We start from the raw sequence: 24,693 nt of genomic DNA on the forward strand, positions 1-24,693 counted from the left end.
GTGCCGATTCAATCCTGCGTGGACCGGTGCCCACCAGCGGCCGCCGGCTGTCGATACCGGCCCAACAGCTGGGATTTCCTACCACTCCAGGTCACGACCACTCGGTCCCGAGCACGACTCGCGGCCACATACAACAGCGAGCGTTCGCGCAGGTCCGCGTTCGCCCGCTCTTCTTCCGGTACGCCGTTGAGACCGGCCCGGGAAGGCACATGGGATTCGTCGATACCCGCGAGGATCACGCGGGAGAACTCCATTCCCTTCGATCGGTGCATCGTCAGCACCTGGACATGGCCGGGCACCGGCGGGTTGTCATCGAGAGAACGTGCGTCGATACCCCGTTCGGCGAGCCCGCGCACCATCTGGTTGCGATCGGTGATTCCGCGAGTGAGGACGGCGATGGTGGCGCGGTCTTCTTCGGTGTCGGTCAGCCATTCCTTGATCTGATCCACTATGGACTGCAGCTCATCGGCGGCCGAGTCACACTGCAAGAGGGTGGGTTTCGGGCCGTTTCGAGCCGACCGGTAGTCGAGTGCCGACTCCTGGCCCTCCTCCAGGTCGTGGTACTCGGCGCCTTCGAGGATGCTCATGGCGAGATGCAGATTCTGGGCGGTCGTCCGGTAGTTGAGCGTCAGGCGCCGGGAACGGCCGACTATTTTGATGCCCAGGCGGCCCAGCACAACGGGCTGCCCGTAGATGCGCTGGTGCGAATCCTCGGCGATGAACAGATCATTGGGGCCCTCGGCGACCATCGCGCGCAGCATCCGCCAGTGGGTCGCGTGCAGGTCCTGGGCTTCGTCGACGATGACGTGATCGGCGATCGGGGCGCCGCCGGCATCGGTATACCGGCGGAGGTGCTCCGCGGCCACCGCCAGCACCTCGGGAAAACTGAAGGTGTCGTCCATCCGGCTCCGGCGCCGATACGCCTCGACCAGTTTCCACACCGCGATTCGCTGAGGCCGGGTGAGCCGGACACCCCGGCCGGGCCGGGCGATCCGCGCGTACTGCTCCAAACCGGTGATCTTGTTGGCGAGGACGACGGAGGTGTACTCGTTGTCCAGGAACCACGGCGTAGCCAGTCGCGGGTCAAGGCCGCTGTCCACCGCCTCCGCGACTTCCCGCCACACCCGGTCCTGCCTGGCCCGGGCCATCGGCACCTCGGCTCGGCCGCCGAGCACGGCTTCGACCGCCGGACCGATATCGTCGGCTTGTTTCACGATGTCGCTGGCGAGTTTGTCGATGCCTTCGACATAGATCCCGGGTGCACCGAGTGTCGGGGCTATCGGGAGGCCGGGATCGAGCGCGCGCAGGTCGCTCTCGAGGTTCTTGGCGAGTGTTTTGTTGAAGGTGGTCAAGACGATCCGGGCACCGGGGTTGCGCAGCAGCAGGTTCCGGGCCCGATGGATCGCCACCACGGTTTTACCGGTACCCGCGCCACCGGAGAGCCGGAACGGTCCGTTGTAGTCCTTCTCGACGTAGGCGCGCTGTTCGGGGTGCAGGAAAACCCGCCACGCCGCGAAATCGCCGCCCTCGATGACCCGGCGCAGTTCCTCGTTACCGTCGACGTAGGTGAACTGGATCTTGGATGCCGGACGCTCGAGTGCCTCCATGATCCGGTCGTCTTCGTCCACCGTGGTATCGACCGGTGCCTCGGTGAACCGGTATTTCTCGCGTATCTCGGCTATGGCGGTGCCGCAGGCCAGCTCGAGCAGAGCGTCGGCCTGCCACCCTCCGATATCCGCCGCGATATCGTTGAGCACGTAATCGTCGGCCGCGGTCAGGGCCCGTTCGGCGATCCCGGGATCGATACCGAGTCGGTCGGTGAGGTCGTCGAGGGTGAACCCGGCTCGACTCAAGAACCCCTGCGTGGCTTCCTGCTCGCCTGCCGGTGCCGGCTGCGGTGTCTGCGCTGCCGGGGCGGCGGGCTCGGTGAGGACGCCCTCGAGGATCCCGTTGACCGGGTTGACGCGCAGCACGGCGCGTTCGGCGATGGCATTTGCCTCGTCGTGCGGCCAGGTTCCCATGTAGACGTAGGTCGTTCCGCCTTCTTTGGGGTCCACGCGGAAGAGCACGGCCCGATGCTCGAGACCGACTCGCCCGGTGCGCACGCGGCGGTCCACGGCACCCTTGATCGGTTCGATGTGCAGGCCGGGTGTGGTGTCGTCGGTCTGCAGTTTCTCCAGGAACCCGAAAACCCGCGGGGCGATCGACCCGTCGATTCCGCGAAGCGATTTGCTCTGGTTCGCCATGACGATATTGGCCATCACATCACTCCGTTCGCAGTCAGGGCCGCCATGATCGGCCCGATCTCCGGGACACAGACCGTCCAGCCCAGCTCGGTGATCGTATCGGCGGCTTCGGCCACATCATCGAACAGCACGCCGACACGGGCGCCGGGCCAGGCGATATCGATGACTTCGCCGTCGTCGGTTTCGAAGCCCTGGGTGGGCAGTGGGGTACCGGCTGCCGCGAGTGCCCGGATGAGCGCTCGTTCCTGATCGGAGATGCTCTCCGCGTACAGCGTCTGCCAGTGTGGGCTCAGATCGGTGGTGTCGGTCTCGGCGGTTGTCGTCGGTGTGGGCGTTTCGTCGGTCAGCAGGTTACGGCTGGTGACGAGGTGGGCGTCGTGCAACCCGAACCAGTTCGACAATCGCAACCATTCTTCCCAGGCGGATCGCCGGTCGACCGTGCGCCCGTCGTCGCGGTCGTCGAGCAGCAGCACCGCGGTACTCGTAGCGTTGTCCGTACGCAGGGCGGCGGTGACGGTCAACGGTCCGTCGGTATAGGACCAGCAGGCGTACTGGCCTGCCGGGATCTGCGCGTCCTTGTCGTCGAGCAGGTTCAATGCCCAGTCGGCCAGTTCGTCGCTGTCACCCTTGTGGCGGCTGTCGCGCATGAACATCAGCGGTAACCAGCGGCCGACGGTCGACCATGCTTCCAGTTCGGGTTCGTCCACGAAATGGAGCAACTGGGTGATCGGGTCGGCCTTGATGAGCTCGAACACCGCGGGCCGGAGATTGCCCTGTCTCATGGTGAGTTTGGCCAGCTTGTCCATATGCCACGACGGCGCGACCTGCTTCTTCTGTCCCGTGAAGCGCTGCAGGTCTTCGTAACCGAACGACCAGACCAGCACTCCGCCCGCCCGCAGAATCGCGCGTTTACGGGCATCGTCGGCGATCCGGTTGTGGTCCGCCGTGGCGTGGTAGGCGTGCCCGTCGGCGAACAGGGCGATGACCGGGACCTCCGGGTCGGTCGTCTTCAACTCGAAATCGGGGACACTATTGCCCATCTGCACCTGCGGGGTGAGGGTCCAGGTGCGGATTTTTTTTACCCGGAACGGTGATCGTGGCCTTGTTGGCATAGGTGCCCGGTGTCTCCTTGATGGTGGCCCCGAGGGTGCGCAACCGGTTCAGGAAAGCGATGTAGAACTCCCGCTCGAGCGGAGATTCCGCGCTGGCCGCCGGTTTCGCCGGCGTCTCTTCGACGATCCGTTCCCGCCATGTCTCCCACACCGGGTCCGTCTCCTGCGCTCCCAGAATGAAGTCGAGGATTTTGGCCGCGGTTCTGCGGGAGACCTTGTCCAGCTCGTGTGGTGTGGTGAACGGCAGCAGGCAGTTGTGGCAGGCCAGCCGCGCTTCGTCGGCGCAGGAGCAGGTGCGCAGGACCTCGCGCGCAGCGCGCAGCGCCGACCACACCTTCTGCGGATCGGCGAAGTCGGCGAGGTAGCCCGTCCCGCCGGGCACGGTGTCGTGGATGAGCAGGGCCTGCTGGTTCCGGTCGTACAGGGCATCGGTGATGGTGAGGACATCCAGGTGCTCCGGCGAACCGCCGATCACCTGACGCAGCCCGAGCAGGATCGCCGCGCTCAGGCTGGGGTAGGCGAACGAGTCGTACCGCAGGAACGCCGGGACGTGCAGCAGTACCGCCTGGGTGCGCAGGGTCCGCGCCAGGGCGATCTCGCGGACGTTCTCCTCGGTGGCGGCCTTGCGGTACTTGCACCAGCTGCGATGCTCGTGCGGGTCATTGCGGCCGGCGATACGATCCAGTTGCCCACAGCCCGAGCAGACCCGGAAAAGCCCGGTGGTGATCTCGGATCCGGCGATGGTGCGCCGCCCGCCTTGTGAGGTGCGTTTGCCGAGGTTGAGCCAGCGGATATCGATCCGGCGCAGATACTCCGCGCCGAAGTCGTACTCGGTCGCGAACCAGCGGCGGGCGATATTGTCCGGGTCGATATCGGCCGCGGTGACCACCGCATACATTTCGCGCCGGCGTTCGTCGCGGGAATCGGTGATCGCGGCCTCGTCGCGACGCACTTCCGCCGACACCTTCGCCATCTCCACCACCTGTAACTGCTGGCTCACATCGGCGATGGCTGCGGTCCCGCAGCGTGGGCAGCGGCTCGGCGGCAGCGCGTTTTCCGCGACCACGCCGGTACCTGCCCAGCCGCATTGCGGGCACATCCGCCAGAGGTGGATATTGGCTTCTCCCGCACCCAGATCGACGGCATCGATCTTCACCGCCAGCCCCTGCGCGTAGAAGGTGGAACCGGGCGCCAGTTCGGTCAGCGCGACCCGGGCGCCGCGACGGTAGCTCTCCGTATCACCCTGGTATTCCCTACTTTCCGGGTCGAACCAGGTGATGCCCACATCCAAGGTCACGGAATCGTCGAGGAGCGTGTAGTTGGGCAGCACTCCGTAGCGTTCGAGGACGCCGACCCAGTGTTCGTGGGTGAGATCGTGGAGGTGTTTGCCGAGCAGGCGCAAGGTGGCGCGGGCCGAGCGCAGATCGCGTTTGTCCTCGTCGGTGGCCGCGGGGGAGTTGGCGCGCTGCTCGAACTCGGGGAGGGCGGCGTCGACCGCCGTCCGGCGTTCGGTGAGTTCGGTGACGTCGAGGTTCCAGCGATGCACGGCCTCGCGCAGTTGCCGAACCATCGCGCTGGGCTCGCCGAGCTCGGTCGGGGTAGCCCAGGTGCGTAATGCCGCACGGGAAATGTCCGGGAGCAGACTGCCGAACTGGTCCAGGAAGCCCTCCACGAGTTCGTCGGCTTTCAGGTCGGCCAGGCCGATCAGTCCGGCCATCCAGGTGCCTTCGTCGAAACTGCCGAGGACCGCGCGGGCCTCGCTCGGATCCTGGGCGCCGGGCCGCCGCGCCAGCCGGTCGACGATATGCGCGATGTATTGGCGCTGCAGGATTTCCTCGGCGGTGAGGAAGGTCGCGGGCGGCCGGACCTCACCCGAGATGACCGAGGTCGGGTCATACAGTTTCGGCAGATGCTCGCCGCGCCCGCGGACGAAGGCCAGGATCAGTGAATTGCCGGTGAGCCGGCCTGCCCGGCCGACCCGCTGCAGATACGAGGCGACCGTACGCGGCAGCGACCCGAGCATGACCGTAGACAGGTCACCGATATCGATACCCATTTCGAGGGTCGGTGTGGCGACCAGAACATTCGGGGCGGTCGGATCGACACTGCGCTGTTTGAACTTCGTCTCGTACTCCAGCCGCAACGGCGTCGGCAGCAGTGAGGTGTGCTCGCGTGCCACGACCCGCTTCATCTCCGAGCGGTCGTAGAGACTGCGATAGAAATTGTCGGATCTCGGGGCGCGGTGCAGCGTGCCCGGGCAGCGGCTCAGCAGACAGGGCGCTCCGTCGAGTTGAGCGGCCACCGCGGCCGTGCCCGGATTCTGGGTCTGGCAGACACCACAGACCAGCAGATGCCGGCCCGCCTCGAGATCCTCGAGACTCGGCGCGCCGACCCGGATCCCGTCCTCGCTCAGCTGGTAGGCGGTGAGCGCCTTCTCGGTGCTGACCGTGGTGAGGATGCGCTCGTCGGCGAGCACGGCGAACAGCGAGCGGGCCAGGAACCCACCGTCGAACGGTGCCACCCCGAGGCACCGCGATGTCCACAGCGCATACCACGACGAAGGCGCCGTGATCGGGTCGAAGCCCTCGGGAACGGCGCGGGCACCCACTGCCGGAAATGCGGGAGCGGGGCGGCCCTTGGGGAACGCGGGCATACCTTCACCCAGCGGTCGCCCACCCCAGACCCAGCGGCGGTTGGCATCGCGCTGGACGTACTTGTCGAGCCAGACATGCCGGATCGCACCCTGGATCCGCATCCGCTCGACCGTGCCGCGGACCCACCGGCTGATCGCCGCGGTGTCGATCTCCGCCAGCGTCTGCTGGTATTCGGTGCTGTCCAGGGCCTGGGCACCCAACCGGGCTACCCGGTCCGGTGAACCGAGATCGACTTCGGCGACAACGCTGCCGGTGAGCTCGAGCGTGCGGCCCAGCCGGGATTGGAGACCGAATTCCAGGTCGATATCGAACTGCACCCGGCGCCGGACCTTCTTCGTCGCCTCCCGGCGTTTGGCGGCGGTCGCCTCGCCCCGCCAGAACGCCCCGAACTCGTCGCGTTCGACGATATCGGGCGCGAGCAGGTGGTATCGCCGGGTCGGATCGTCGCCCGCACGGTCGGTCACCGCGTCACACAGCTCGGTGAGGGTCAGCATGTTCGCGCCGGAGGCTTTCTCACCCAAGGCGTTGCGCAGCGTGGACCGCAGGCTCAAGGTGTGCGAGCGGGCCTGGACGAAAGCCGCCCGATGCGCCGCGTCCTGCACGCTGTCGGTGAACATGAGCGCCTTCTTCTCGTCGGCGTCCAGTTCGGCGTCCCCGAACATATTCGACAGCGCTACCGAGAGCTGGGTGGCGACCGCGCTACCGAGGAAGCGGATCCCATCGGCCCTGTTGCAGGCCGGGCACACATCTTTCGTGGAGTCGTCGTCGGCGGCGGGACCGTGCAGCACGAGGACGGGCAGCACCCGGCCCTCCAGCACTTCCGCGCTTTCCGGATCCGGTGGCTCGTCACCGATCTCGCGATCCTCGATCCGCAGCCACCGCAGATCCGGCACCGGCGGCTCCAACTGCGCTTCGACCGGCGCGGAGATCAACGCACGAATCCGGGCACTATTCGAGAGGTGCTGGGCCCGCACGGAAGACTGGTCCGGGTCCAGGGCGTATCCGGTCGGTGCCAGCCGCACACCCCAGCCGGAGCGTCCGCAGTGCCGGCAGAACAGTGCCGACGCGTACTCGGTGTCGCCGCCCTCGGTGTCGCCGTCGTCGGCCCAGCGGAACCGGGTGGAGGCCGAAAGTTCCCGGTCGATCCGGGAGAGCTCGCGAATCCACAGGTGCACATCGACATTCAGCGCTGAGCGCCCGATCTCGGCCCGCAGATGGGACAGCGCCGCGAAGACATAGTCCAGGTACCGCTGCCGGATCGCCCGGCCGCGCTGGTTATCGCGTTCGGCGGACGACGCGGAGAGGACTTTCGCGGCGAGTCCGGCCAGGGAGACCGCTTCGGTGGATTCGCTGAGCAACCGGACGAACCAGTGGTGCTTCTTCAGCAGATCGAGTTGTTCGGTCTCGTCGAGGCGGCGCAGTTCGGCGGCGAGTTCCTCGAAGGTCGGATGTTCGTCGCCGGTGCGCTCGAACAAGGTCGCGAGGACCGCCGCGGTGAGATACGCGTTGTTCGGGGAGTGACTGCTGAATACATCGAGATCTCTGACGGCCTGCTCGGCGGCCGGGGCGATCGGGAGGTAGCGGCGGTCGAGGCTCGGATCACGATCTGCCAGCCATTCCGGCAGCTCGAGCCGGGTCTCCCCGACGAGAGAGTCCGCTCCGAATTCTTCACCGAACACCGTGTGCGCGAATTCGAGCATGGCGGTCGGCTCGCCCCCACCGCCGAGCGTCGCCGAGGTGGCCACTGGCGTGATCCGGCCCAGGGGCCGCGCCCGATCCTCATCCGTGGCATGGGACGACTCGGTCCAATACGATTTCACGGCCGACCCGAGGCGCCGCAGCAGCATCGCGACATCGGTGCCCTGGGCGCCGTCGTAGGTGTGGAACTCGTCGAGCACCACATACTGCAGCGATTCCGCCGACTGCCGCCACATCGCGGCGCGGTCGGGCCGCAGCAGCAGATGATCGAGCATCTTGTAGTTGGTGAGCAAGATGTCCGGCGGTGAATCGTGCATCAGCCGCCGGTCGGTGATCAGGCCCTCCGCCGAGACCAGGGTTCGCCCGCCCGAGCTCTGCTCGCCGGTGTACAGGCCGGCGGTGACACCCGACAGTTCCGAATGCGCGCCGATCAGCCGCGCCAGTCGCTGCTCCTGATCGTTGGCCAGCGCATTCATCGGATAGATGATCAGCGCCTTCATCCCCACGACGCCCTGTTTCCTGGCGCGCACGACATGATCGAGGATCGGGATGAGGAACGACTCCGTCTTACCGGAACCGGTACCCGTGGTCACCAGTGTCGGCCGGGGGCGGGCCTGGAACTTGGTCGACAAACGCTCGAACGCCTTGGCCTGATGGCCATAGGGTACGAACTCGTCCGGCAGCCAGTCCAGGTGCATCCCCCAGTTGCCGCGGGCCGGGGCGAAAGGGAGACGTAACCGGACATAGGGGCCCTTGAACATGCCGTCCCGGGCATCGCCGACGAAATCGGTGAGCGCGGCCCGGGTATCCGGGTCGGTGAGCGCGAAGGTGGTCGCGAGGTAATCGGTCAAACCTTCACGCAGCCGGTGGGCCTGCAAGGTCGGTAGGAGAGCCCCCACAAATGCTCCTCGATCGTCGGCCGACTCGGCTGGTCGGGTGCGTACTGAGCCCGCTGACCTGTCGTTCTACAGACGGGCGCTCTTTCGGATGTTAGCCCGGAAGCCTGCCGGGTGACCGGGGATCAACGCCGAGGCGATCGAGCGGCCGAACCGGCCGAACATTCACCGTTCTCGCGTCGATATGGGCCGCACACACGCCACGAAGAGGCAACCTGATGGTCGTTCCCGCGCGATGAATAGTTACAGGCCTCTGATCACTACGACGGGTTTTTTGCCCCAGCGGGTGCCTGCCGGTGCGAGTGGTCTTGCCCGGCTCGATCCTCACAGTCGGCGCCGGCTGCGCTGTCATCGGCCCGAGCGGTAGAGCATCCACGCCGGGATCCGCACTGCGCTCATTGGCTGTTCGGGGTCCGCTCGGATGTCCCTATGGCGGAGCATCAGTCGGAGATGTCGTGCCGGATCCACACCTTCGCGCACCCCGCGATCCAGGATGACAGCTGTCTCGACTCCGGCGGAGTCCTCCACGACCGCATCGGTGAGATGCCCGCGGACCTCGCGCTGCAAGGTAACCCGGCCGCCTGCACCGGCAAGGAAGGCGAAGAGCCGGTCCTGTAATTCGTCGGGTGCCGAGCCGGTTCCGGAATCTTCCTGCACGCCCACGGCCGCGTTCAGAAGTGCAGCACCGATCCGCCGTTCCGACCACAACCCGCGGTTACCCACCACGATCAGGTGGGATCGAGCACGTGTGATCGCCACATTCCACAGATTGAGTTGGCGTTCGACCCATTTGATCGAACCTCGCGGCATATTCGGAGCGGCGACCAGCGAGTAGAGGACGAAGTCACACTCGCCGCCCTGGAACGTGTGTACTGTCCCGATCCGTACATGCTCGAAGCCCTTACCGAGTTGGGAGCGGATCATATCCACCTGTGCCTTGAACGGGGTCACGACACCGATGCTGGGCTGATCGGCTGTCGCCCCACCGGGCGGTAGCAAGAACTTGACGGCCTCGACGACTTTTGCGGCTTCGGCGCGATTGAACCAGGATTTGCCCGATCGCGGTTGTTCGGCGTTGCCTTCGATGTGGGTCCAGTGGATGGCGTCACGGTTGGCGATCGTGGGGCGGCCGCGCGTATCGGTCAGCACGGCCAGCTGTCCGTCATAGAAGAGACCGTTGACGAGTCCTGCGATTGTCGGATGGCATCGGAAGTGCTCGTCCAGCAGGAGGTGGCCGCCCGCGGCCCGCTCGCAGGCTCGAAAGGCGGAATGCCTCCGGTAGGACATTCGGCCGGCCTCCAACCACCCCAACCCGAAACCGGCCTCCTGTGCGGCGTGGATTTCCTGTTCGGGTCCGATCTCGGCGATATGGGGCAACTGCATCGGATCGCCGATGATCACGGCACGGCGAGCACGGAATAGAAGGGGCAGTATTGCCGGGATGGCACACTGGCTGGCCTCGTCGATGACCACAAGGTCGAAAAGCGCCGGCGCGGGTGGAAAGTAGCGCGCCGACAGGGTGCTGACGGCCCAGCCGCGGACATTCGGGAGCGCGGCCCGCACGGCCCGCCACGCGCGCCCGTCCTCGGTGGCCTCGATGAGATCGGTGATCCGGCTCCTGCCTTGTAGGGCGGCTGTGCGCGTACTTGTCCCCAGCGCAACCGTGGACGTGTGCCGAAGCTCGGATTCCGCAGTGTGTAGGCGCCTGGAGAGTTCGTTGTCGTCGGGTAGTGCCTCGAGCCGGGCGCGCCCTGTACGCCAATCCTTCTCGGCCGCCAGGAATTGGGCAAGGGTGGCGCAGCGGCCGGCGAGCGCATTGTCGTCCTCGACGGGGATCTCCCAGCGTCGTAGCAGCCGGGCTCGGCGATACCGGGCGAAGAACCGGGCGCGCACCGCACCCTCCGCCGCGCGTAGGGCAATCTCGAGCGGCTTCTGCTCGAGGCGTGACAGCAGGTCGACGATGGAAATACCGAGCTTCTCGGCCGAATTGTGGCGGGTGCGTCCCGCGATCAGCAGGTGCTGCTCGAGTTCTCCGATGGTGGCCAGCAGGTCCCGCTGTGCACTGTGCGCGTGCTCGGCCTGCCGCAACGCCGCCATCGCGGTGGCCGGATTTCCCTCGGTGGGTCGTAAGGCCAGCAACCCGCGAAGTGCATCGGAGGTGCCGCTCCGGTACTCGAGGCTGCCGGTGCGCACAAGACTTCCCGGGGAGACACTCTCGCACCGCTTCCACACCTCGTCTACGGCTCGGTTGTTGGTGGAGGCGACGAGGACCGTCGAGTTGTTGGCTACAGCGGTAGCGACCAGATTGGTGACGAGCTGGCTCTTTCCGGTTCCGGGCGGTCCGGTGGCGACGGTCAGTCGGTTCCGCATAGCCGACCGGATGACGGTTTCCTGGGCTTCGTTGGATTGCAGAGGAGTCACCAGCTGGAACGGCGTGTCTTTCGCTGCGGAGCGGTGCGGCGTTTCCGGGTCCAGAGCCGAGAGCGCGGTGTCGCGTATCCGGTGGGCCTGTTCGACGAGACTGTCGAGGTCTTCGAGCAGTTTCGTCACCGGGCTCGGGCCATTGGGAACTCGGCAGAGCACCGCCGCGTTGCGGGCTCCCGCGTTCGGGGTGTCGACATCGATGCACTCGGCGAGTTGGCCCGGGCGCAGTGGCTCGACACAGGCGAGGCCGAGGTCGAATTCGAGCAGCTTTCCGATGTCGTTGGCCATGGCGGCAGGTTGGCGAGCATGCCAGGTGGGACGGTAGGCGGCATTGAAATCGGCGGCTGTATCCTTGCCCAGGCAAATTTCGATCAGCTCGGGATGAGCGATGATCCGCCCGGTCGGTTCCAACCGGGTCCCGCCCGCGCTGTGTACCACTTCGACCTTCCGGAGGAGCAGCGGTGCGAACCGGTGCCGGGCGCCGTTCCTGGAGTTATGGCTCGATTGCAGGACGACGGCCGGATAACCCGCCCACAGCTCATCGTCGGCGGCAATCACATCCTCGACGAACTCCCGCGCTTCGTCCGGTACCGGAACCTGGTGGTCCTCTTCGACGGTTCCCGACAGGAAGGATTCGCTGCCGCGCACGCAGACGTACGATTCGTCGTGCTCGGCAACCGACAGCACGGAGAACTCGCTTCGACCGGTGGTCAGACAACGCCGGTAATAGTCGAGCAGCTGAGGCCACGACGGCCGGGAGTCCTTGGCCGGGACCACCTCGGGGACAGTGCCGGTCTCTGTGTCTCGCGGAACGGGGGTCAGCGTGGCCGGGCCCTGGGGCCGGGAGGCGATCACGATCCGGTCGTCCACCTGCACAGCGGATTTGACCGGAACCTGCTTGGCATCGACTCGCAGCCGCTGGTTCACGTACTCGAACAGATCGTCGACGGTGACCTCGCCGGTCTCCGGTCGGGCCGCGTCGCCGCTGCGCAGTGTCTCCACGACGGCCCCGGTGAAAAGTGAGGGGGTGATAACGGTCGACTCCGGCGATCCGGCGAACGACGCCTCGGTAGCACGAGACGACGACAGAACGAACACCCCGTTGCTGCGCAGGACCGGGGAGGGGGCGGGCGTCGTGACGCCCTTTGCGGTCGCACTGTCGTCCCGGTCCGCCGCTCGAAGCCCGACCGCGAACCCGCCACTCTGGCAGCAGTCGATCATCAGGACCTTCTGCGGTGCCGGGCACGATTCGAGCGCATCGTTCACGAACTGCGCACCCACGGCGGTGGCCGCGACATTGTCGAAGTCGGTATCGGTGGTGACGAAGTGGAACTCGCTGTTCACCTGCACCAAACGGGTGCCGTGGCCCGAGATGTACACCAGCGCCAGCTCGTCCTCGTCGCAAGTCCCGAGAAATTCGACGATCTCGGTGCACATCCGCTCGGCGGTGCAGTCCATGACCGGACGTACTTCGGTGAATGCGCCGATATGTCGGTGGAGCAGCACCTGTCCCAGTAGGGAAAGGTCGGCGCGGATCGAAGGGAGAGGTGCGAATCGGGTGTCGGCGTAGTTCTCGACACCGAGCAGCAGCGCGCGTCGCCGTACCGGCCGGTTCATGGCATTTCGCGATCGGATTCGGTCGCGGGGTCGTGCCGCTCTCCTGCGAGCAGACGGACGATTCGCTCGGTCCGTTCGTCGATCCCGCCGGTGATGACGATACTTCCGCCTTCGTCTCTGGCGATCTCCACCTTCCGGTTGCGCTCCCGTGCGCACCACTCGCGGATAGCGGTGACGAGTACACGGGTGACGGCGGTGGCGACCGGTACCGCGACGGTTGCCGACAGCGCGAGATCGGCGACTCCGGCTCCTTTTTCCCCGTCTGCCTGATCGGTACGATCGGTTCCGGCGAAGTCGACCTCCAGATCTTCGACCGTCGACAACGTGCGGCGGAGGTCCCGGGTCAACCGTTCGGCCCTGAAGGTGTCGCCCGCGATCACCCGGATGCGGATGCCCTCATGGTCATCGGTCATGGCGCCCCCTACTGTGCTGATCCGGTGAAGATTTGCTCGCCTGCCTCCCGGCTGAACCAGGATACGTAGCCAAAGACGTTATATCAGGCCAACTTTGAATTCACGGCGGTCGGGCGCCGACAACATGGTGCAATGTCCATTGCCCGGTGAAGATGCCGGCAACGGCGACCGTAGGCGATTGCACCGGTGTGCGAGGGGCTGCGCGTCGACGGCAACCCGCGACTACCATCGGTAGCCCAGAGGCGGCCGCGTCGACGGAGTGGAGTGGGGTAGTGGGTGGGGAGGACGAGCGGTGCGGTGCGATCGTCGAATTCTGGCAGGCCGTGGAGATGTTCAGTCCGCAGCGGGTGGACCGAGTCGATCGGCAGCAGCGGATTTTCCCGGTGACGGCAGATGAACCGCTGCCATGGGATCCGGCACATGAGCTGTCACAGCTCTCCCTGCGCTCCAATCAGGCGTGGCGTCATATCGTGTACGCCGGAATCTACCGCCTCGACGAAGTCTTCGAGGTGCTGTCCCGTCATTTCGACCCCGACCCGGACAGCCACGATGCGCGTCCGAGCGGTGAAAGCGCAGTTGCCGCGTTTATGGTCGACGAAAACGGTTGTGTATTGCTGGACTCCGAGACACTGTCCAGTTGTGCCTGGGCGACCGGCCGGATCGGTGATGAGGCACCTGGTCCGGAGTGGATCGCGGATTTCCAGGACGCCTGTCTGGATTTCACCGAGCTCTGGCAGAAGGTTGTCATCGCCGAGCGGGCCGGTACACCCTCCGAAGATTCACCACAGCCGAGCCTGCGTGTGCTGGACCACGCTGCTCTCGACGACTGTCTGACCGCAGCGATCCAGGGGGCCGGGATCGGCGGTGTGCTCTCCGCTGCGGGTCTCCGGATCAAGAGCGAGATCGTGTCGCGGCGCACCGCGAACGAGGTGGCAGGCCTCGACTTCCTGAACAGTTTCATTATGGACGATCTGGTCCGGGTTGCCGGTCAGGTGGCCCGGGGGAACCTCGGCGCAGCCTTACGTGAGTATCTGCGCCCAGAGGCCCGAATTTCGACGGCCCAACGAATCGATGTGCGGGAACAGATCGATACCGTACTGGACCTGACTTCTCCGGGGACAGTGCCGGCGGGCCGGTGGCCGAGCGATCCCGAGCATGCCCTCGCCCTATCTCAGCAACTGGCCGTGAATACGGCGCTGGGGATGGCCGATTCCGGCATCGTCGGTGTCAACGGCCCGCCCGGAACCGGTAAAACCACCATGTTGCGTGACGTGATTGCCTCGCTCGTGGTGGAACGTGCCGCCCGCCTGGCGGCATTGCCCGATCCGGCCGCAGCGTTCACCGACAACAGGATGCGCTGGAAGACCGGGGACCGCACCAGGGTCGTCAGTCCGTTGCGGCCGGAACTCACCGGGTTCGAAATCGTGGTGGCCTCCTCGAACAACGGCGCCGTCCAGAATGTGACCGATGAGATCCCCGCGGCGGACGCGATCAGCGGTGGGTGGCGGGACGCCGCCGCGGCGGTGGACTACTTCTCCGACATAGCCACCGCGCTCTTGGCGCCCGACCCTGCGGTGCAGCGTGCACCGGAGACGAGCCCGGCCGAGCAGGTCGACGGCTGGGCCTTGCTGGCGGCGCGGCTCGGGAACAAAACCAATCGCCGGCGATTCGTGGACACGTTCTGGTATCACAAGCCCGAAGCCGAGGAGAAGCAGGATCGGCAGGGGCTGTTGTCGATTCTCCAAAGCTACGAGGCAGAAATTCCGGAGCAGACCTGGGAAGAAGCGGTGGCTGCCTTCCGAGCTGCCCAAACCCGGGTCGAATCCATCCGCCGGTCGAGGCGTGACGTCTATGCGCAGGTCGTCCGGCGTCGGCAGGTGCAGCGTCGGATCGACGAGATCACAGAAGAGCTTGCGGCGGCCGCCGCGAGAGCGGAGACGGCTCGCGGAGAACGTGAGACTACATGGCGTACCGCGCAGGAATGTGTTCGAGAAGCAGAACGACTCGCCCGCGCACCACAGACCGCTGTCGAGCAATCCGCCCGGCAGCGCCGCGAGGCCGCGGAACGGGCGGTTCGTGATCGCCGCGGCGAGGTCGAGCAGATCGCCGGTGGTCGTCGGGTCCGGGCCGAGGAGTCCCTGCGGCGCTGGACCGCAGAGCTCGATCGGCGCGACGAACTCCTGGAAGGCCACCGTGCGCTGCGGCCGGGCTGGTGGCGACAGCTGTGGTCCCTGGGCGAGGCCGGCCGGGAATGGTCCCAGCGTCGGTCGTGGATGGTCGGGCAGGTGCAGCAGGCATCGCAGGCCAGGGCAACGGCGCAGGCCGAATTGGACTCGGTACAGACTGATCTCGGCCTCGCTCGAGAATCACTCGCCACCGCCCAGCACGAATACGATGCGGCATCCCGTGTCTCGACCGCCGGCATACCTCAACCGTCCATCACGTACGAGCCGCTGATCAGCGCAAACCGTATTCTGGAGCGCGCCGAACAGGAAGTCGCCGCAGCAGCGCGAGCACTGTCCGGTGCCGAGCGAAGCTTCCGGCAGGAGCGAAACGAACTCGCGGCTTTGAACGTCGACCTCGCCGACGGCGCAGGATTGGGTGCGTACTTCCCGGACGAGGCGTGGTGGGTGGACCGGATACGTCGGGAGTCGGCGGCCCTCTGGACCGATCCCGAGTGGAACACCGCACGCAGCGAACTACTGCTGGCGGCCCTCGGGCTGCATCGGTCGTTCCTCCGGCAGGTGCCGACCGAAATGCGCCGCAATCTGCAGGCCGCCGTGGATATCGTCAGTGGTGCAGCCCCCCGCGATCTCTCGGCCGAAGCGGCGCAAGCAGCCTGGCAAAGCTTGTTCTTGGTGGTTCCTGTCGTTTCCACCACCTTCGCGTCCTACGGTCGGCTGTTCGGTCATCTGGAACGGGAATCACTCGGATGGCTGCTCATCGACGAGGCCGGGCAGGCCACCCCGCAGAACGCGGTCGGTGCGCTGTGGCGGACACGGCGGGCCGTAGTCGTCGGCGATCCCCTGCAGTTGGAACCTGTGACCACGCTCCCGTTCCGCACCGAGGATGCCATCCGAACTTCCTTCGAGGTGGATCAGCAGTGGAGCACCTGCCGCACATCGGTGCAGCGTATCGCCGACCGCCTCACCCTGGTAGGGACTTCACTGCCGGACGACGAGGGCTGGACTTGGGTGGGTGTCCCGCTGACCGTGCACCGACGCTGCGATGCTCCCATGTTCGAAATCATCAACTCGATCGCCTACGACGGGCTGATGATCAACGGCACCGGTACCGCTGCCCCGAAAAGTTTTGATACCAGCTACCCAAGTCTGCCCGAATCCAAGTGGATCGATCTGGTCGGCGCCACCGCGCACGGACACTGGATCCCGGACGAGGGCCGGCAACTGGATCGGATCCTGCGCTCCCTTACCGGTCTCGGCATCGATATGTCGGAAGTCATGGTCATCAGCCCGTTCCGGGATGTCGCCCGCGAGATCAGCCGACGTGGCCGGGCTTATCCGGGTCTGACCGCGGGAACAATCCACACCGCGCAGGGAAAACAAGCCGATGTGGTGATACTTGTCCTCGGCGGCGACCCGGCCCGGCCCGGTGCCCGGCGGTGGGCAGCGAGCAAACCCAATCTGCTCAATGTCGCAGTGAGCCGGGCGAAACGGCGGCTCTACGTGATCGGAGATTTTCGGTCATGGTCGCGCGAGCGTTACTTCGGCACCATGGCCCGGCATCTGCCGCGGGCTGACCCGGTGGCCCCGTGATTCCAGTCGGCACTTCTCTTCGTAATTGGCGATTCCGGGCTCGATTTTGGTTACGCGGTGCGCCACTCGTCGATGGACGACCAAATTGTGGTGTGCGGCGCGTCGTACTGTTCCAGATCACCCTTTTCCGAGACTCGTTCGATCAGTTGCTCGATGCGAGCAATAAGTTCGGCGGAATCCGTCTCTCGTGAATGACAACCCAAGAGCGCCGTGAAAAGGTCGCCCGGGTAGAAGTCACCTTCGGCGAGGGGATTGGAGCCGAGGATGTCGAGCGCCACTGGAGTCAGTACGTCGACGCCCTCCCTTTGCGACAGGAGGACGCGAATGTCTTCGACGGTGAGATCTGTCAGAGGGACGTCTCTCAACGCGTGCACGGTCTTCATGAGTCGGGTCGCATTCCCATCCGGGGCGGGCCAGGACCTGCCTTCGATCTGAGATAGTGACCGTGGGTCGCGATATATCACTGTGCTCCTCTCCTCATCTGCGCCTCAACCAGTTCATCAACGTGGAACGAACTCTTCGCTGTAGTCGAGTAGTCGGCTCGCCTCGGATAGCTCCCGTTCCAACTCCGCGCGATCGGCGGGGTTGGTTCGCGAGTCTCCGAGCTGGCGTTTTATCTGGTCGATACGTTTGACGAGGCCGTTCTGCGCGTCTCGTACTTCTCGGACATGATCCCACGGAGTCCCGTCGGGCTTTCTCGCCACTACTTCGCCGTTCAGTTCCCGACGCGCAGCGTCGAGGTCACGATCCGTGAGGTGTTCTTTTATCTTGTCTGTTTTGGTCGGCCGGTCGCTGGTGCTTGTGCCATCGGTGCCGACGGGGCCATCGGCCTCGGTGTCGAGGTAGGCCCGAGCGGTGATAATGGCAGCGAGGCTGGTGGTGACCTGCGTGAGGTCAGGGACTTTATCGAAGGCGACGACGGCTGCGGCGGCGGTGGCGAGGCCGAGAAGGGCCCAGAGCCTACTGGCCCGGTAGATGCGGCTGATCGCCAGCGCGGTGTCACCGGCGAGTGCGACGACACCACCGGCGCCGGCTGCCAGACTGCCGCCGACGGTGAGCCAGGAAACCGCGACCGCGGCCGCAATGATGATCCCCGACTCGACCAGGAACGCGGTGGTCTCACTGCTGATCTGCCGACTGGTTTCCTCGGTGTTCGTGCGGTACTCACCGATAGGTGCGGCCATCACCTGTGCCGCGCCCGCGAGGCTTTCGGCGGCCGTCTTCATGGTGGCGAAGTCGTTGGCGATGCCTTGTCTGGTCTCCGGTTCGTCTATACCGGTGAGGAGGTCGGCAATTCCGGAGATCCGATCGGCAGCGCCGGTGACGACTTCATTGCTCCCGAATGTCTTCCACACCGATTCGGCGGCCGCCAGCCTGCCGAGATCGCCATTGGGTAGTTTCCCGAACTCGGCGGTTACCTTGCCGAGAAGACTGTCGAAGAATTCCGGGGCTCCGCCCTCGTGCCCCAGTCCGTTGCCGTTGTCGGCGACCGAACTGGGGATCTGTACGGAGTGCACGGTGACGTCGGTGACCTGAGGCCGGTCGGGGTTGCTCTTGTTGGCGACACCGTGGTTGTAGCCGGTGGCGTAGAGGAGGTAGCCGAAGTTGGTGAGGGCGTCGGCGAGGTTGGTGCAGGTCTGCAGGACCGTGCGTGCGCGTTCGTCGTAGGTTTCGCCCCATTGTTTGCAGCCGGGGGCATCACCGGCCATGCCGGCGCATTGGCCCTTGACCGCATCATGGACAGGTTTGTCGGCGGTACGGAGTTCAGCGGCGAGGTCGTGGCATTCCTTGGCGGCGTCATAATAGGTCTGCCAGTTGACGTATACGGTGGTGGGAGTCATCTGTTTCCGAACATGGCGCGGTTCAGCTCGATCGCGCGGGTATATCGGTCGTGGGCGGCGCGAGCCGCAGCGCTGATGTCGGCAAGGCCGGCGCCGAATTCGCGGGCGCCGGCGGCCCAGAGTTGGTGGGCGTCACGGTAGGCGCTCGCGGCCAGTGTTTCCCAGGCTCCGTCGAGGGTGGCGACCTTGTCGTCGATGAGGTCGAGTTGTTCGATCAGGTGGCCGGCCAGGTTCGACAGGCGAGCAACCAGCTGGTCGAGGCGTTCGAGGTCGACGGTGAATTCGGGATTGTTCACAGGTTCAGGCTCGGGAACTGCTGGGAGGTGTGGTCGTCGGTGGTTTCGTAGGCGCCGGCCTGCACGCCGAGTTCGGCGGCCATACCTTCGAGGGCCTGCAGAATTTTGATGCCGCCGTCGCGGAGCTCGGTCCAGCCGCCGCTGAACTCGTCGGAAGCGTCGCCGCGCCAACCGTCGCTGAGTACGGCGTCGACTTCGCTACCGGCCGAATCGAGACCCGAACGCAGGTTCCGCGCGATATCGGCGACGAACTGTCCCACCGCCCGAACTTCATCGGGCACCACCGTGATGTCGGCGGGCTGGTTCGGATTTCCCCCTGAATCGACCATGCCCGGGAGATTACCAGCGCCGTCCGCCGTACCCCACCAGTTCACGGCTGAGCCACCTGGGTGACTCGAAAACACGGCCATGCTCAGGCCCTATGTGCGCCTACGGCTTTCGCGCACCACCACGGTCCCCAGCGTGTCGTACTCCACGCGCTCGAATGTGGCGAAGCCCAGCTCGTTCAGTGCCTTCAACGCGGCGTGTGAGTTGTAGTTGGTGGTCTCGCCGGACCTTGCCGGCACCCCGGTGGCCAATCCGATGAGTTGGGTCGGCGGCCAGAGAGCGTTGTTGACGAACACGGCATAGGTCTGCGGCGTTCCCGGGGTCTGGTCGCGGGTGGCGAGGAAGATCTGTTCATCAGTGATCTGAACCGGATTGCCGTTCATCGTGATCGTCGTGGTCGAGCGAGCCATGTGCCCAGATCCTGCCAGAGGATCGGCAGGGCCGTATCCGGCATCAGCGATCGGACGGCAGCAAGTCGACCGGGTGGTGCATCGACGGACCGGGATCGACGCCGGACGCGAATCCGCGGCTGTCCGTGATTGACCCACTCAGCACAGCCGTCAACAGGTCACAAAGGAGGCCTGGAGGATCGGGACGGCAAATGATCTCAACGGGGGTGCGTATCTGCGGCGGTATCCCGATGTGCTGGGGCGGGTTCGGGCGATGGCGAAGGACGGATGGAACCGATCGGGATGCTTCGACATCCAACCAGATGAAGAACCGAAGATTCCATCAACCGGGGGTAAGCGAATGACGAAATACGGGAGGAAGATAAGGGCGGTCGCGGGTGGCGTGCTGGCGTTCTTGATGACCACGTGTGTGGCATTGCCCGCCGCTGACGCGGCGCCCGGGCCGGGCAACGCGGCCTGCCAAGTGGAAGCCGTGAAGGCCATGAATCCGCACAACTCCAAGGGCACACCGACCGACATCGTCGGAAAGGGCAGTATCAAGTGCACGGCGGCCATCGACTCGCTGTACATCGATGTCGAACTCCAGCGCAAGGAGGGTGGGAGCTGGAAGCGGGTCGCCGGCGGCCACAACGAGGTCACCAAACCCGCCGCGGGGACCAAACTCGTTGCCCAAGGCGCTACCACCTGCGCGGACGGGGAGTACCGGACGGCTGCTCGCGGGGGCGGCGTGTACGGGGGAGTACCCTCGCAATCCTCGGCGTGGAAGTACTCGGACACGGTGGTGAATCCGTGCGGTAAATAGTGCCGAGGCGGCGCAGGATTGCGAGTGGGCTGGGAGGCCGGGGTGAGTGGGACGGAATGGGAGATGTTCTGCTCGGAGGTGTTTGCCATTGCCGAGCGTTACGCCATCCAGACGTTTTCGAATCCCGGCACCCTGCTGCTCTCCGGCGGATCCTCGTCAACCGAAGCCGAAGTGCGCGGGGCCAACTCACACATCATGCTGGTGGATATGGGCGACGCCTCGGTGCGCATCGAAACGGGCTGGTGCGTCCGCGCCATCGCCGACTACGAAATCCAATTCGAGGACAAGCCGTCCCAGGCGGCCGCGGCGATCGAAGCGATCATCCTCGGGGGCGCCGAAGAGTATGTGATCACCGATGACGACGACCGGTGGGTGGCGTTCGGGTGGTGTATTCGGGGCAAGGATTCGTTGATATCGCAACCCCCGCACATCACCTCGGGACGAAAGGCGGTTCGTCGGCTCCTGCCGTGGCGGTCGGCGTGACCATGCGGCCAGGAGCTCGACCAAGCCGATCCAGCTGCCGTCGGTACAGCCTGCCCGGCCGTGGAGTCAGCCGGGCACGGTGGCTGCCAGGTTCCCCCGCACTGTTGGAGGAACTGATGTTCCCCCGGTCCTCACCGGCACCAGGTGTGGGGGATATGTCCGCGGGGTTTGTCACCGGTGCGTTGTGCGCGGGTATGCCCGGCACGGCGCCACCAGGTATCGGCCTCGATAACCTGTCCGCGGTAGCGGAGCCGGATCGCGAGATTGTGCATGGCGTCGCGGTGGTCGGCTTCGGCGGCGTGCCGGTACCAGGTGATGGCGTCATCGAAATGGAATGCTCGGTCGAGCATGACGGCCAGGTTGTACATGGCGTCGTTATTCCCGGCCTCGGCGGCGCGCCGATAGTAGAGTTCGGCCTCTTCGACGAATTGCGTCTCGTTGAGAAGGTTCGCCAGGTTGCCTGTGGCCTCGGCGTTGCCCAGCTCAGCCGCCTTGTGGTACCAGTCCTGTGCGTCACGCAGCTGTTTGCGAGTGGCCAGCAGATTGGCGAGGTTGTTCATGGCGCCGGGATGGCCCTGGGCGGCAGCCCGCCGCCACGCGCTCTCCGCCTGCGCAGCATCGCCCTGATCGCTGCAGTGCAGACCGTGTTCGAACAGCGCCCGGCTGTCGGCTGCAGTGCCGGGTTCGGACGCGATGGTCTCGGGTGTCGGTCGGCGGACGGGTGCGCTGAACAGCCGCAATTCGCCGGCAATGTTGACGCTTCGTCGCTGCGGGCGGGGCCGGCCGCTCCGGTGCAGGATGTCGTCGGCGCGCCAGAAGAGCTCGTCCAGGGTGAGTTCGGTATCGGCGGCGGCCCTGAGCAGTGCGCCGGTAAAGGCCGTGTGCCGGTGGCCTTCGGGTGCCTCGGAAGTTTCGTTTCTGGAGGACGAGGTGATGGTATATGTGCCCTGGATATCGATCTGACCGTCGATCACGGCTGCGGAGCTGCTCATGGCTTCGAACGCGCGACCCGAATAGCAGCAGTCCAGAATGAGAACTCGCGTGCGAGCGCGACTGTGCGCCAGAGTATCCCGCAGCGTCGCGAACGGAACGGAACTCCATTCGGGGTGGTTGTCATCGGTATCCGGAAGCGCCAGATACAGGCGTCCGCCTTGGGCGACCACGCCGTGGCCGGTGTAGTAGACCAGCAGCACATCACGGGCATCCCGGGCGGCGGTGGTAAGGGTTCTGCCGATCTGGGTGGGCTGTCCGGGGTCGGTCAGAACCTGGCAGTATTCCTCGGCAAAAGCACTGCCCGGCGCGGTCAGGGCTCGCGCCATGTCTTCGACGTTGGTGCGGGCGGCCGGAATATCGTGCAGACGGGAATCGGTGTAACGGCTCACCCCGATGAGCACGGCCTGCCAGCCGGCCCGGTCCTGCTCTGCCATCACTGTTCCTTGTCGACCTGTTCCATCAGGGTCTGCAACGATGCGGTGACCTCCGGCAGCGTGACCCGCTTGGCATCGAGGGTTATCTCGGATCCCGCACCGCTCTTCACGGTAACCGAGATCTCGGATCGCCGGACGGTAAACCACGAGGTCAATGAGCTGATCAATGCGGTCGCGACGCCACCGCCACCGAGTGCGACCACGAGCACCTCGGACAGTCCACCCATTTCGCCCGGGCGGATCTGCTGCCTTGGCAACTTCACCAGGCCTCGCAGCTCATCGTGGTCGTTGAGCCATTCGAGCAGTTCGAACAGATCGTCGGCGCTGCCCTCGGTGCTGATGGCCAACTGGCCCTGGTGTTCCGGCATGGTCGTCTCCTCGGGTCTGGTGGGTTCGGTCGGATAGCTGAGAAAGACCCCGGCTACGCGGTTGTTCGCGGTTCCGCCGCGCTGTCGGTATTGCGGCTCTGGTGGTATTGGACCGCTTCGGGGTGTTCGGTGAACTCGTAGTAGGTGTCGGTGAGTTCCCTGAGCTGTTCGTTGACCTCGGCGGCTGTGGCGCGAAAAAATTCGCGGCGGCGGTTGACCTTGTTCACCCGTCTGTGCTCGAACCGGCGATGCAACTCGGCTTCGATTCCGGCCGCATCCGGGTCGAAGAACATCACATGGCGGTCGTATCGGAACGGAACCGATGAGTTGCTGAGATCCTGGATCCGTGACTCCGGATCGAACCGGCGGGTTACGCCGATCTGGACCACGCCGTCCCCGAACGCGCCGACATTGGAGAGGACATAGAGATAGCCGCCGCGGGTATCGTTCGCCCGATTCCGGATGATGCTGAGGGCCTGTTCCCGCTCTGCCAGACTGGCCCGCAGTTGATCCGCAGATTCGGTGTCGCCCTTGCCGTCGGCTTCGAGCCCGGTCAGCGTGGCATGTTCCTTCTCCTGTTGCCGTTCGAGTCTCGCCTGCTCCCGCGCATATTCCTGTCGGGCGCGCTCCGCTTCGCGGCGACGTTCGCGCTCATCACGTTCATAGTCCTTCTGTCGCGCAAGCATCTCGAGATGGTCGGCGGTCAGCTCCAGCTCGCGCCGCCGGAGTGCGTGATATTCGGGAGATACGCGCAACTGCATGGTCGCGCCGAACTTGTTGAGGGTCTCGGCGAGCCGATCGAGCCGGTCGAGCTCCTTCTGCAGTTTGTACGGCTTGAGACCTCGGACGATATTCTCGGTTTCGGCGTTGTAGGCACGCAACATCAGCTTCGAGTACTCCCTGACCATCTTTCGGCCATCGGTGACCGACCCCTCCACCACCCACGCCTTCAACGCCTCTATCGCACCGGCGTCACGGCGCGCCTGCGCCTTGATCTCGCCCTGTAAGCGTTTCAGTGCGTCGCGGTAGGCCACCGAATCCGACAGTGGATGCCGGAACTCGTATATGCCGATCTCTTGCAGGATGTGCTCTTCGCGAAGATCCACCACCTGCGCCAGCAGCTCGTCGCGCACCGCTTGCTGCTCGGCGACCTCCGCCTCGAGGCGAGCGCGGAGCTGCTGCAGATCGTCGATCCCGCCCCCGCCGAATTGCTCCACTTGTGCGCGGAGTCGCCGGTTCTCAGCGAGCGCGGCGGCCAGCTCCTCGGTTTGACGCTTGGCGTAACCCCTGGCGCCGAACAATGGGACCTTCGATGCCTCCCCGGGCCGATCTGCCGAAACCGGTGCGACCCGCCGGTCCGGGGTCCAGGATCGGCCGTTCCAGTACCGCAGGAATCCCTCGTTCTCCGGATCCGGATACCAATCCGGTGGCACCGTGCGCATGATTCCCCCTATCGCAGTTGATCTTTCGAGCATGCTATATCGAACTCGACTCGGCAGGCGCGACCGCCGCGCTGCGCCCGGAACGAGCGATTGGTCTGTCTGTCGTGAGGTCATCACCGTGGAACGCACCTCCATCGACGGCAGCCGCACGATCATCGTGTTCGAACGCGGCATCGCCCGCCTGGTCGCCTATGAAGTCGACCACCTGCACGGCATGCTTTACACCGACCGAACCCATCCCCATCGAGCGATGCCGGGCATCGGCGCCGCCGGGAAGAACTGATTCGACACAAGCTGTCGAGCACTTGACACTTGGCGAAAAACGAGGTGGTCCGGTGTCGGCTTCGCGGGAGGCTTTGGCCGAGCTGGACCTGGAGAAGTCTGCTCGACCGATGTTCGCCGACCACATCCATGCCTGATAGAGGTCAGAATCCACAGCCCGCACACCTCGAAGTTCGCAC

At 65.4% G+C, this 24,693-nt stretch carries 17 protein-coding genes and 1 pseudogene; 5 read left to right on the forward strand and 13 right to left on the reverse strand.

Features of this window, described 5'->3' with window-relative positions:
* Positions 1–8 precede the first annotated feature (8 nt).
* The 5 genes from ACQPYS_RS07970 to ACQPYS_RS07990 form a co-directional block, all read right to left on the reverse strand.
* Entirely contained in the window at positions 9–2,261 is a 2,253-nt protein-coding gene (locus ACQPYS_RS07970; RefSeq protein ID WP_433492167.1) for a 3'-5' exonuclease, read from the reverse strand.
* On the reverse strand, positions 2,261–3,286 hold the full coding sequence (locus ACQPYS_RS07975; RefSeq protein WP_433492168.1) for a hypothetical protein: 1,026 nt from the start codon (positions 3,284–3,286) through the stop codon (positions 2,261–2,263). The genes ACQPYS_RS07970 and ACQPYS_RS07975 overlap by 1 nt, the downstream gene beginning before the upstream one ends.
* Entirely contained in the window at positions 3,276–8,609 is a 5,334-nt protein-coding gene (locus tag ACQPYS_RS07980) for a DEAD/DEAH box helicase (RefSeq protein WP_433492169.1), read from the reverse strand. The genes ACQPYS_RS07975 and ACQPYS_RS07980 overlap by 11 nt, the downstream gene beginning before the upstream one ends.
* Before the next feature lie 345 nt (positions 8,610–8,954).
* A complete protein-coding gene (locus ACQPYS_RS07985) occupies positions 8,955–12,647 on the reverse strand; it encodes a caspase, EACC1-associated type (protein ID WP_433492170.1) in 3,693 nt (1,230 codons plus the stop codon).
* Positions 12,644–13,060, reverse strand: coding sequence for an effector-associated constant component EACC1 (locus ACQPYS_RS07990; protein WP_433492171.1), 417 nt, complete (start codon positions 13,058–13,060; stop codon positions 12,644–12,646). The genes ACQPYS_RS07985 and ACQPYS_RS07990 overlap by 4 nt, the downstream gene beginning before the upstream one ends.
* 272 nt (positions 13,061–13,332) lie before the next feature.
* Between ACQPYS_RS07990 and ACQPYS_RS07995 the strand changes: the two genes are divergently transcribed.
* Positions 13,333–16,836, forward strand: coding sequence for an AAA domain-containing protein (locus ACQPYS_RS07995; protein ID WP_433492172.1), 3,504 nt, complete (start codon positions 13,333–13,335; stop codon positions 16,834–16,836).
* A gap of 50 nt (positions 16,837–16,886) precedes the next feature.
* Here ACQPYS_RS07995 and ACQPYS_RS08000 read toward each other — a convergent pair whose 3' ends face one another.
* From ACQPYS_RS08000 to ACQPYS_RS08020, 5 genes are all read right to left on the reverse strand, one after another.
* On the reverse strand, positions 16,887–17,300 hold the full coding sequence (locus ACQPYS_RS08000) for a contact-dependent growth inhibition system immunity protein (RefSeq protein ID WP_433492173.1): 414 nt from the start codon (positions 17,298–17,300) through the stop codon (positions 16,887–16,889).
* 36 nt (positions 17,301–17,336) lie between these two features.
* Positions 17,337–18,677, reverse strand: a complete 1,341-nt coding sequence (locus ACQPYS_RS08005) for a polymorphic toxin type 28 domain-containing protein (protein ID WP_433492174.1) — start codon at positions 18,675–18,677, stop codon at positions 17,337–17,339.
* Positions 18,674–18,973 carry a WXG100 family type VII secretion target gene (locus ACQPYS_RS08010; protein WP_433492175.1) on the reverse strand — a complete coding sequence of 100 codons (300 nt, stop codon included), beginning with the start codon at positions 18,971–18,973 and terminating at the stop codon, positions 18,674–18,676. The genes ACQPYS_RS08005 and ACQPYS_RS08010 overlap by 4 nt, the downstream gene beginning before the upstream one ends.
* Positions 18,970–19,302 (reverse strand): WXG100 family type VII secretion target, encoded by a 333-nt coding sequence (locus ACQPYS_RS08015; RefSeq protein ID WP_433492176.1) that lies wholly within the window; start codon positions 19,300–19,302, stop codon positions 18,970–18,972. The genes ACQPYS_RS08010 and ACQPYS_RS08015 overlap by 4 nt, the downstream gene beginning before the upstream one ends.
* Before the next feature lie 90 nt (positions 19,303–19,392).
* Positions 19,393–19,710, reverse strand: coding sequence for a hypothetical protein (locus ACQPYS_RS08020; RefSeq protein WP_433492177.1), 318 nt, complete (start codon positions 19,708–19,710; stop codon positions 19,393–19,395).
* 172 nt (positions 19,711–19,882) lie between these two features.
* Here ACQPYS_RS08020 and ACQPYS_RS08025 point away from each other — a divergent pair.
* From ACQPYS_RS08025 to ACQPYS_RS08035, 3 genes and pseudogenes are all read left to right on the forward strand, one after another.
* Positions 19,883–19,969: pseudogene (locus ACQPYS_RS08025) on the forward strand (short-chain dehydrogenase); the annotation flags it as partial.
* 138 nt (positions 19,970–20,107) lie between these two features.
* A complete protein-coding gene (locus ACQPYS_RS08030; RefSeq protein WP_433492178.1) occupies positions 20,108–20,512 on the forward strand; it encodes a hypothetical protein in 405 nt (134 codons plus the stop codon).
* 24 nt (positions 20,513–20,536) lie between these two features.
* Positions 20,537–20,995, forward strand: coding sequence for a hypothetical protein (locus tag ACQPYS_RS08035; RefSeq protein ID WP_433492179.1), 459 nt, complete (start codon positions 20,537–20,539; stop codon positions 20,993–20,995).
* Between the two features lie 131 nt (positions 20,996–21,126).
* Here ACQPYS_RS08035 and ACQPYS_RS08040 read toward each other — a convergent pair whose 3' ends face one another.
* Genes ACQPYS_RS08040 through ACQPYS_RS08050 form a run of 3 tightly spaced genes read right to left on the reverse strand, consistent with a single transcriptional unit; the run spans position 21,127 to position 24,346 of the window.
* Positions 21,127–22,422: a caspase, EACC1-associated type gene (locus tag ACQPYS_RS08040; RefSeq protein ID WP_433492180.1), complete on the reverse strand. Its 1,296-nt coding sequence runs from the start codon at positions 22,420–22,422 to the stop codon at positions 21,127–21,129.
* On the reverse strand, positions 22,422–22,790 hold the full coding sequence (locus tag ACQPYS_RS08045; protein WP_433492181.1) for an effector-associated constant component EACC1: 369 nt from the start codon (positions 22,788–22,790) through the stop codon (positions 22,422–22,424). The genes ACQPYS_RS08040 and ACQPYS_RS08045 overlap by 1 nt, the downstream gene beginning before the upstream one ends.
* A 53-nt stretch (positions 22,791–22,843) precedes the next feature.
* Complete coding sequence (locus tag ACQPYS_RS08050) at positions 22,844–24,346, reverse strand: DUF4041 domain-containing protein (RefSeq protein WP_433492182.1); 1,503 nt, start codon at positions 24,344–24,346, stop codon at positions 22,844–22,846.
* A gap of 4 nt (positions 24,347–24,350) precedes the next feature.
* Here ACQPYS_RS08050 and ACQPYS_RS08055 point away from each other — a divergent pair, with 4 nt between their 5' ends.
* Positions 24,351–24,515: a hypothetical protein gene (locus ACQPYS_RS08055; RefSeq protein ID WP_423697403.1), complete on the forward strand. Its 165-nt coding sequence runs from the start codon at positions 24,351–24,353 to the stop codon at positions 24,513–24,515.
* Positions 24,516–24,693 lie beyond the last annotated feature (178 nt).

The sequence above is a fragment of the Nocardia grenadensis genome, assembly GCF_050942415.1.
GTDB classification, from domain to species: Bacteria; Actinomycetota; Actinomycetes; order Mycobacteriales; family Mycobacteriaceae; genus Nocardia; species Nocardia grenadensis.

What these genes read in the sequence shown, in the direction of transcription:
- ACQPYS_RS08020 (WP_433492177.1), bottom strand. Translation starts at nt 19,710, where the DNA reads ATGGCTCGCTCGACCACGACGATCACGATGAACGGCAATCCGGTTCAG.
- ACQPYS_RS08045 (WP_433492181.1), bottom strand. Translation starts at nt 22,790, where the DNA reads ATGCCGGAACACCAGGGCCAGTTGGCCATCAGCACCGAGGGCAGCGCC.
- ACQPYS_RS07990 (WP_433492171.1), bottom strand. Translation starts at nt 13,060, where the DNA reads ATGACCGATGACCATGAGGGCATCCGCATCCGGGTGATCGCGGGCGAC.
- ACQPYS_RS07970 (WP_433492167.1), bottom strand. Translation starts at nt 2,261, where the DNA reads ATGGCCAATATCGTCATGGCGAACCAGAGCAAATCGCTTCGCGGAATC.
- ACQPYS_RS08015 (WP_433492176.1), bottom strand. Translation starts at nt 19,302, where the DNA reads ATGGTCGATTCAGGGGGAAATCCGAACCAGCCCGCCGACATCACGGTG.
- ACQPYS_RS08040 (WP_433492180.1), bottom strand. Translation starts at nt 22,422, where the DNA reads ATGGCAGAGCAGGACCGGGCCGGCTGGCAGGCCGTGCTCATCGGGGTG.
- ACQPYS_RS07985 (WP_433492170.1), bottom strand. Translation starts at nt 12,647, where the DNA reads ATGAACCGGCCGGTACGGCGACGCGCGCTGCTGCTCGGTGTCGAGAAC.
- ACQPYS_RS08050 (WP_433492182.1), bottom strand. Translation starts at nt 24,346, where the DNA reads ATGACCTCACGACAGACAGACCAATCGCTCGTTCCGGGCGCAGCGCGG.
- ACQPYS_RS08030 (WP_433492178.1), top strand. Translation starts at nt 20,108, where the DNA reads ATGACCACGTGTGTGGCATTGCCCGCCGCTGACGCGGCGCCCGGGCCG.
- ACQPYS_RS07975 (WP_433492168.1), bottom strand. Translation starts at nt 3,286, where the DNA reads ATGGGCAATAGTGTCCCCGATTTCGAGTTGAAGACGACCGACCCGGAG.
- ACQPYS_RS08005 (WP_433492174.1), bottom strand. Translation starts at nt 18,677, where the DNA reads ATGACTCCCACCACCGTATACGTCAACTGGCAGACCTATTATGACGCC.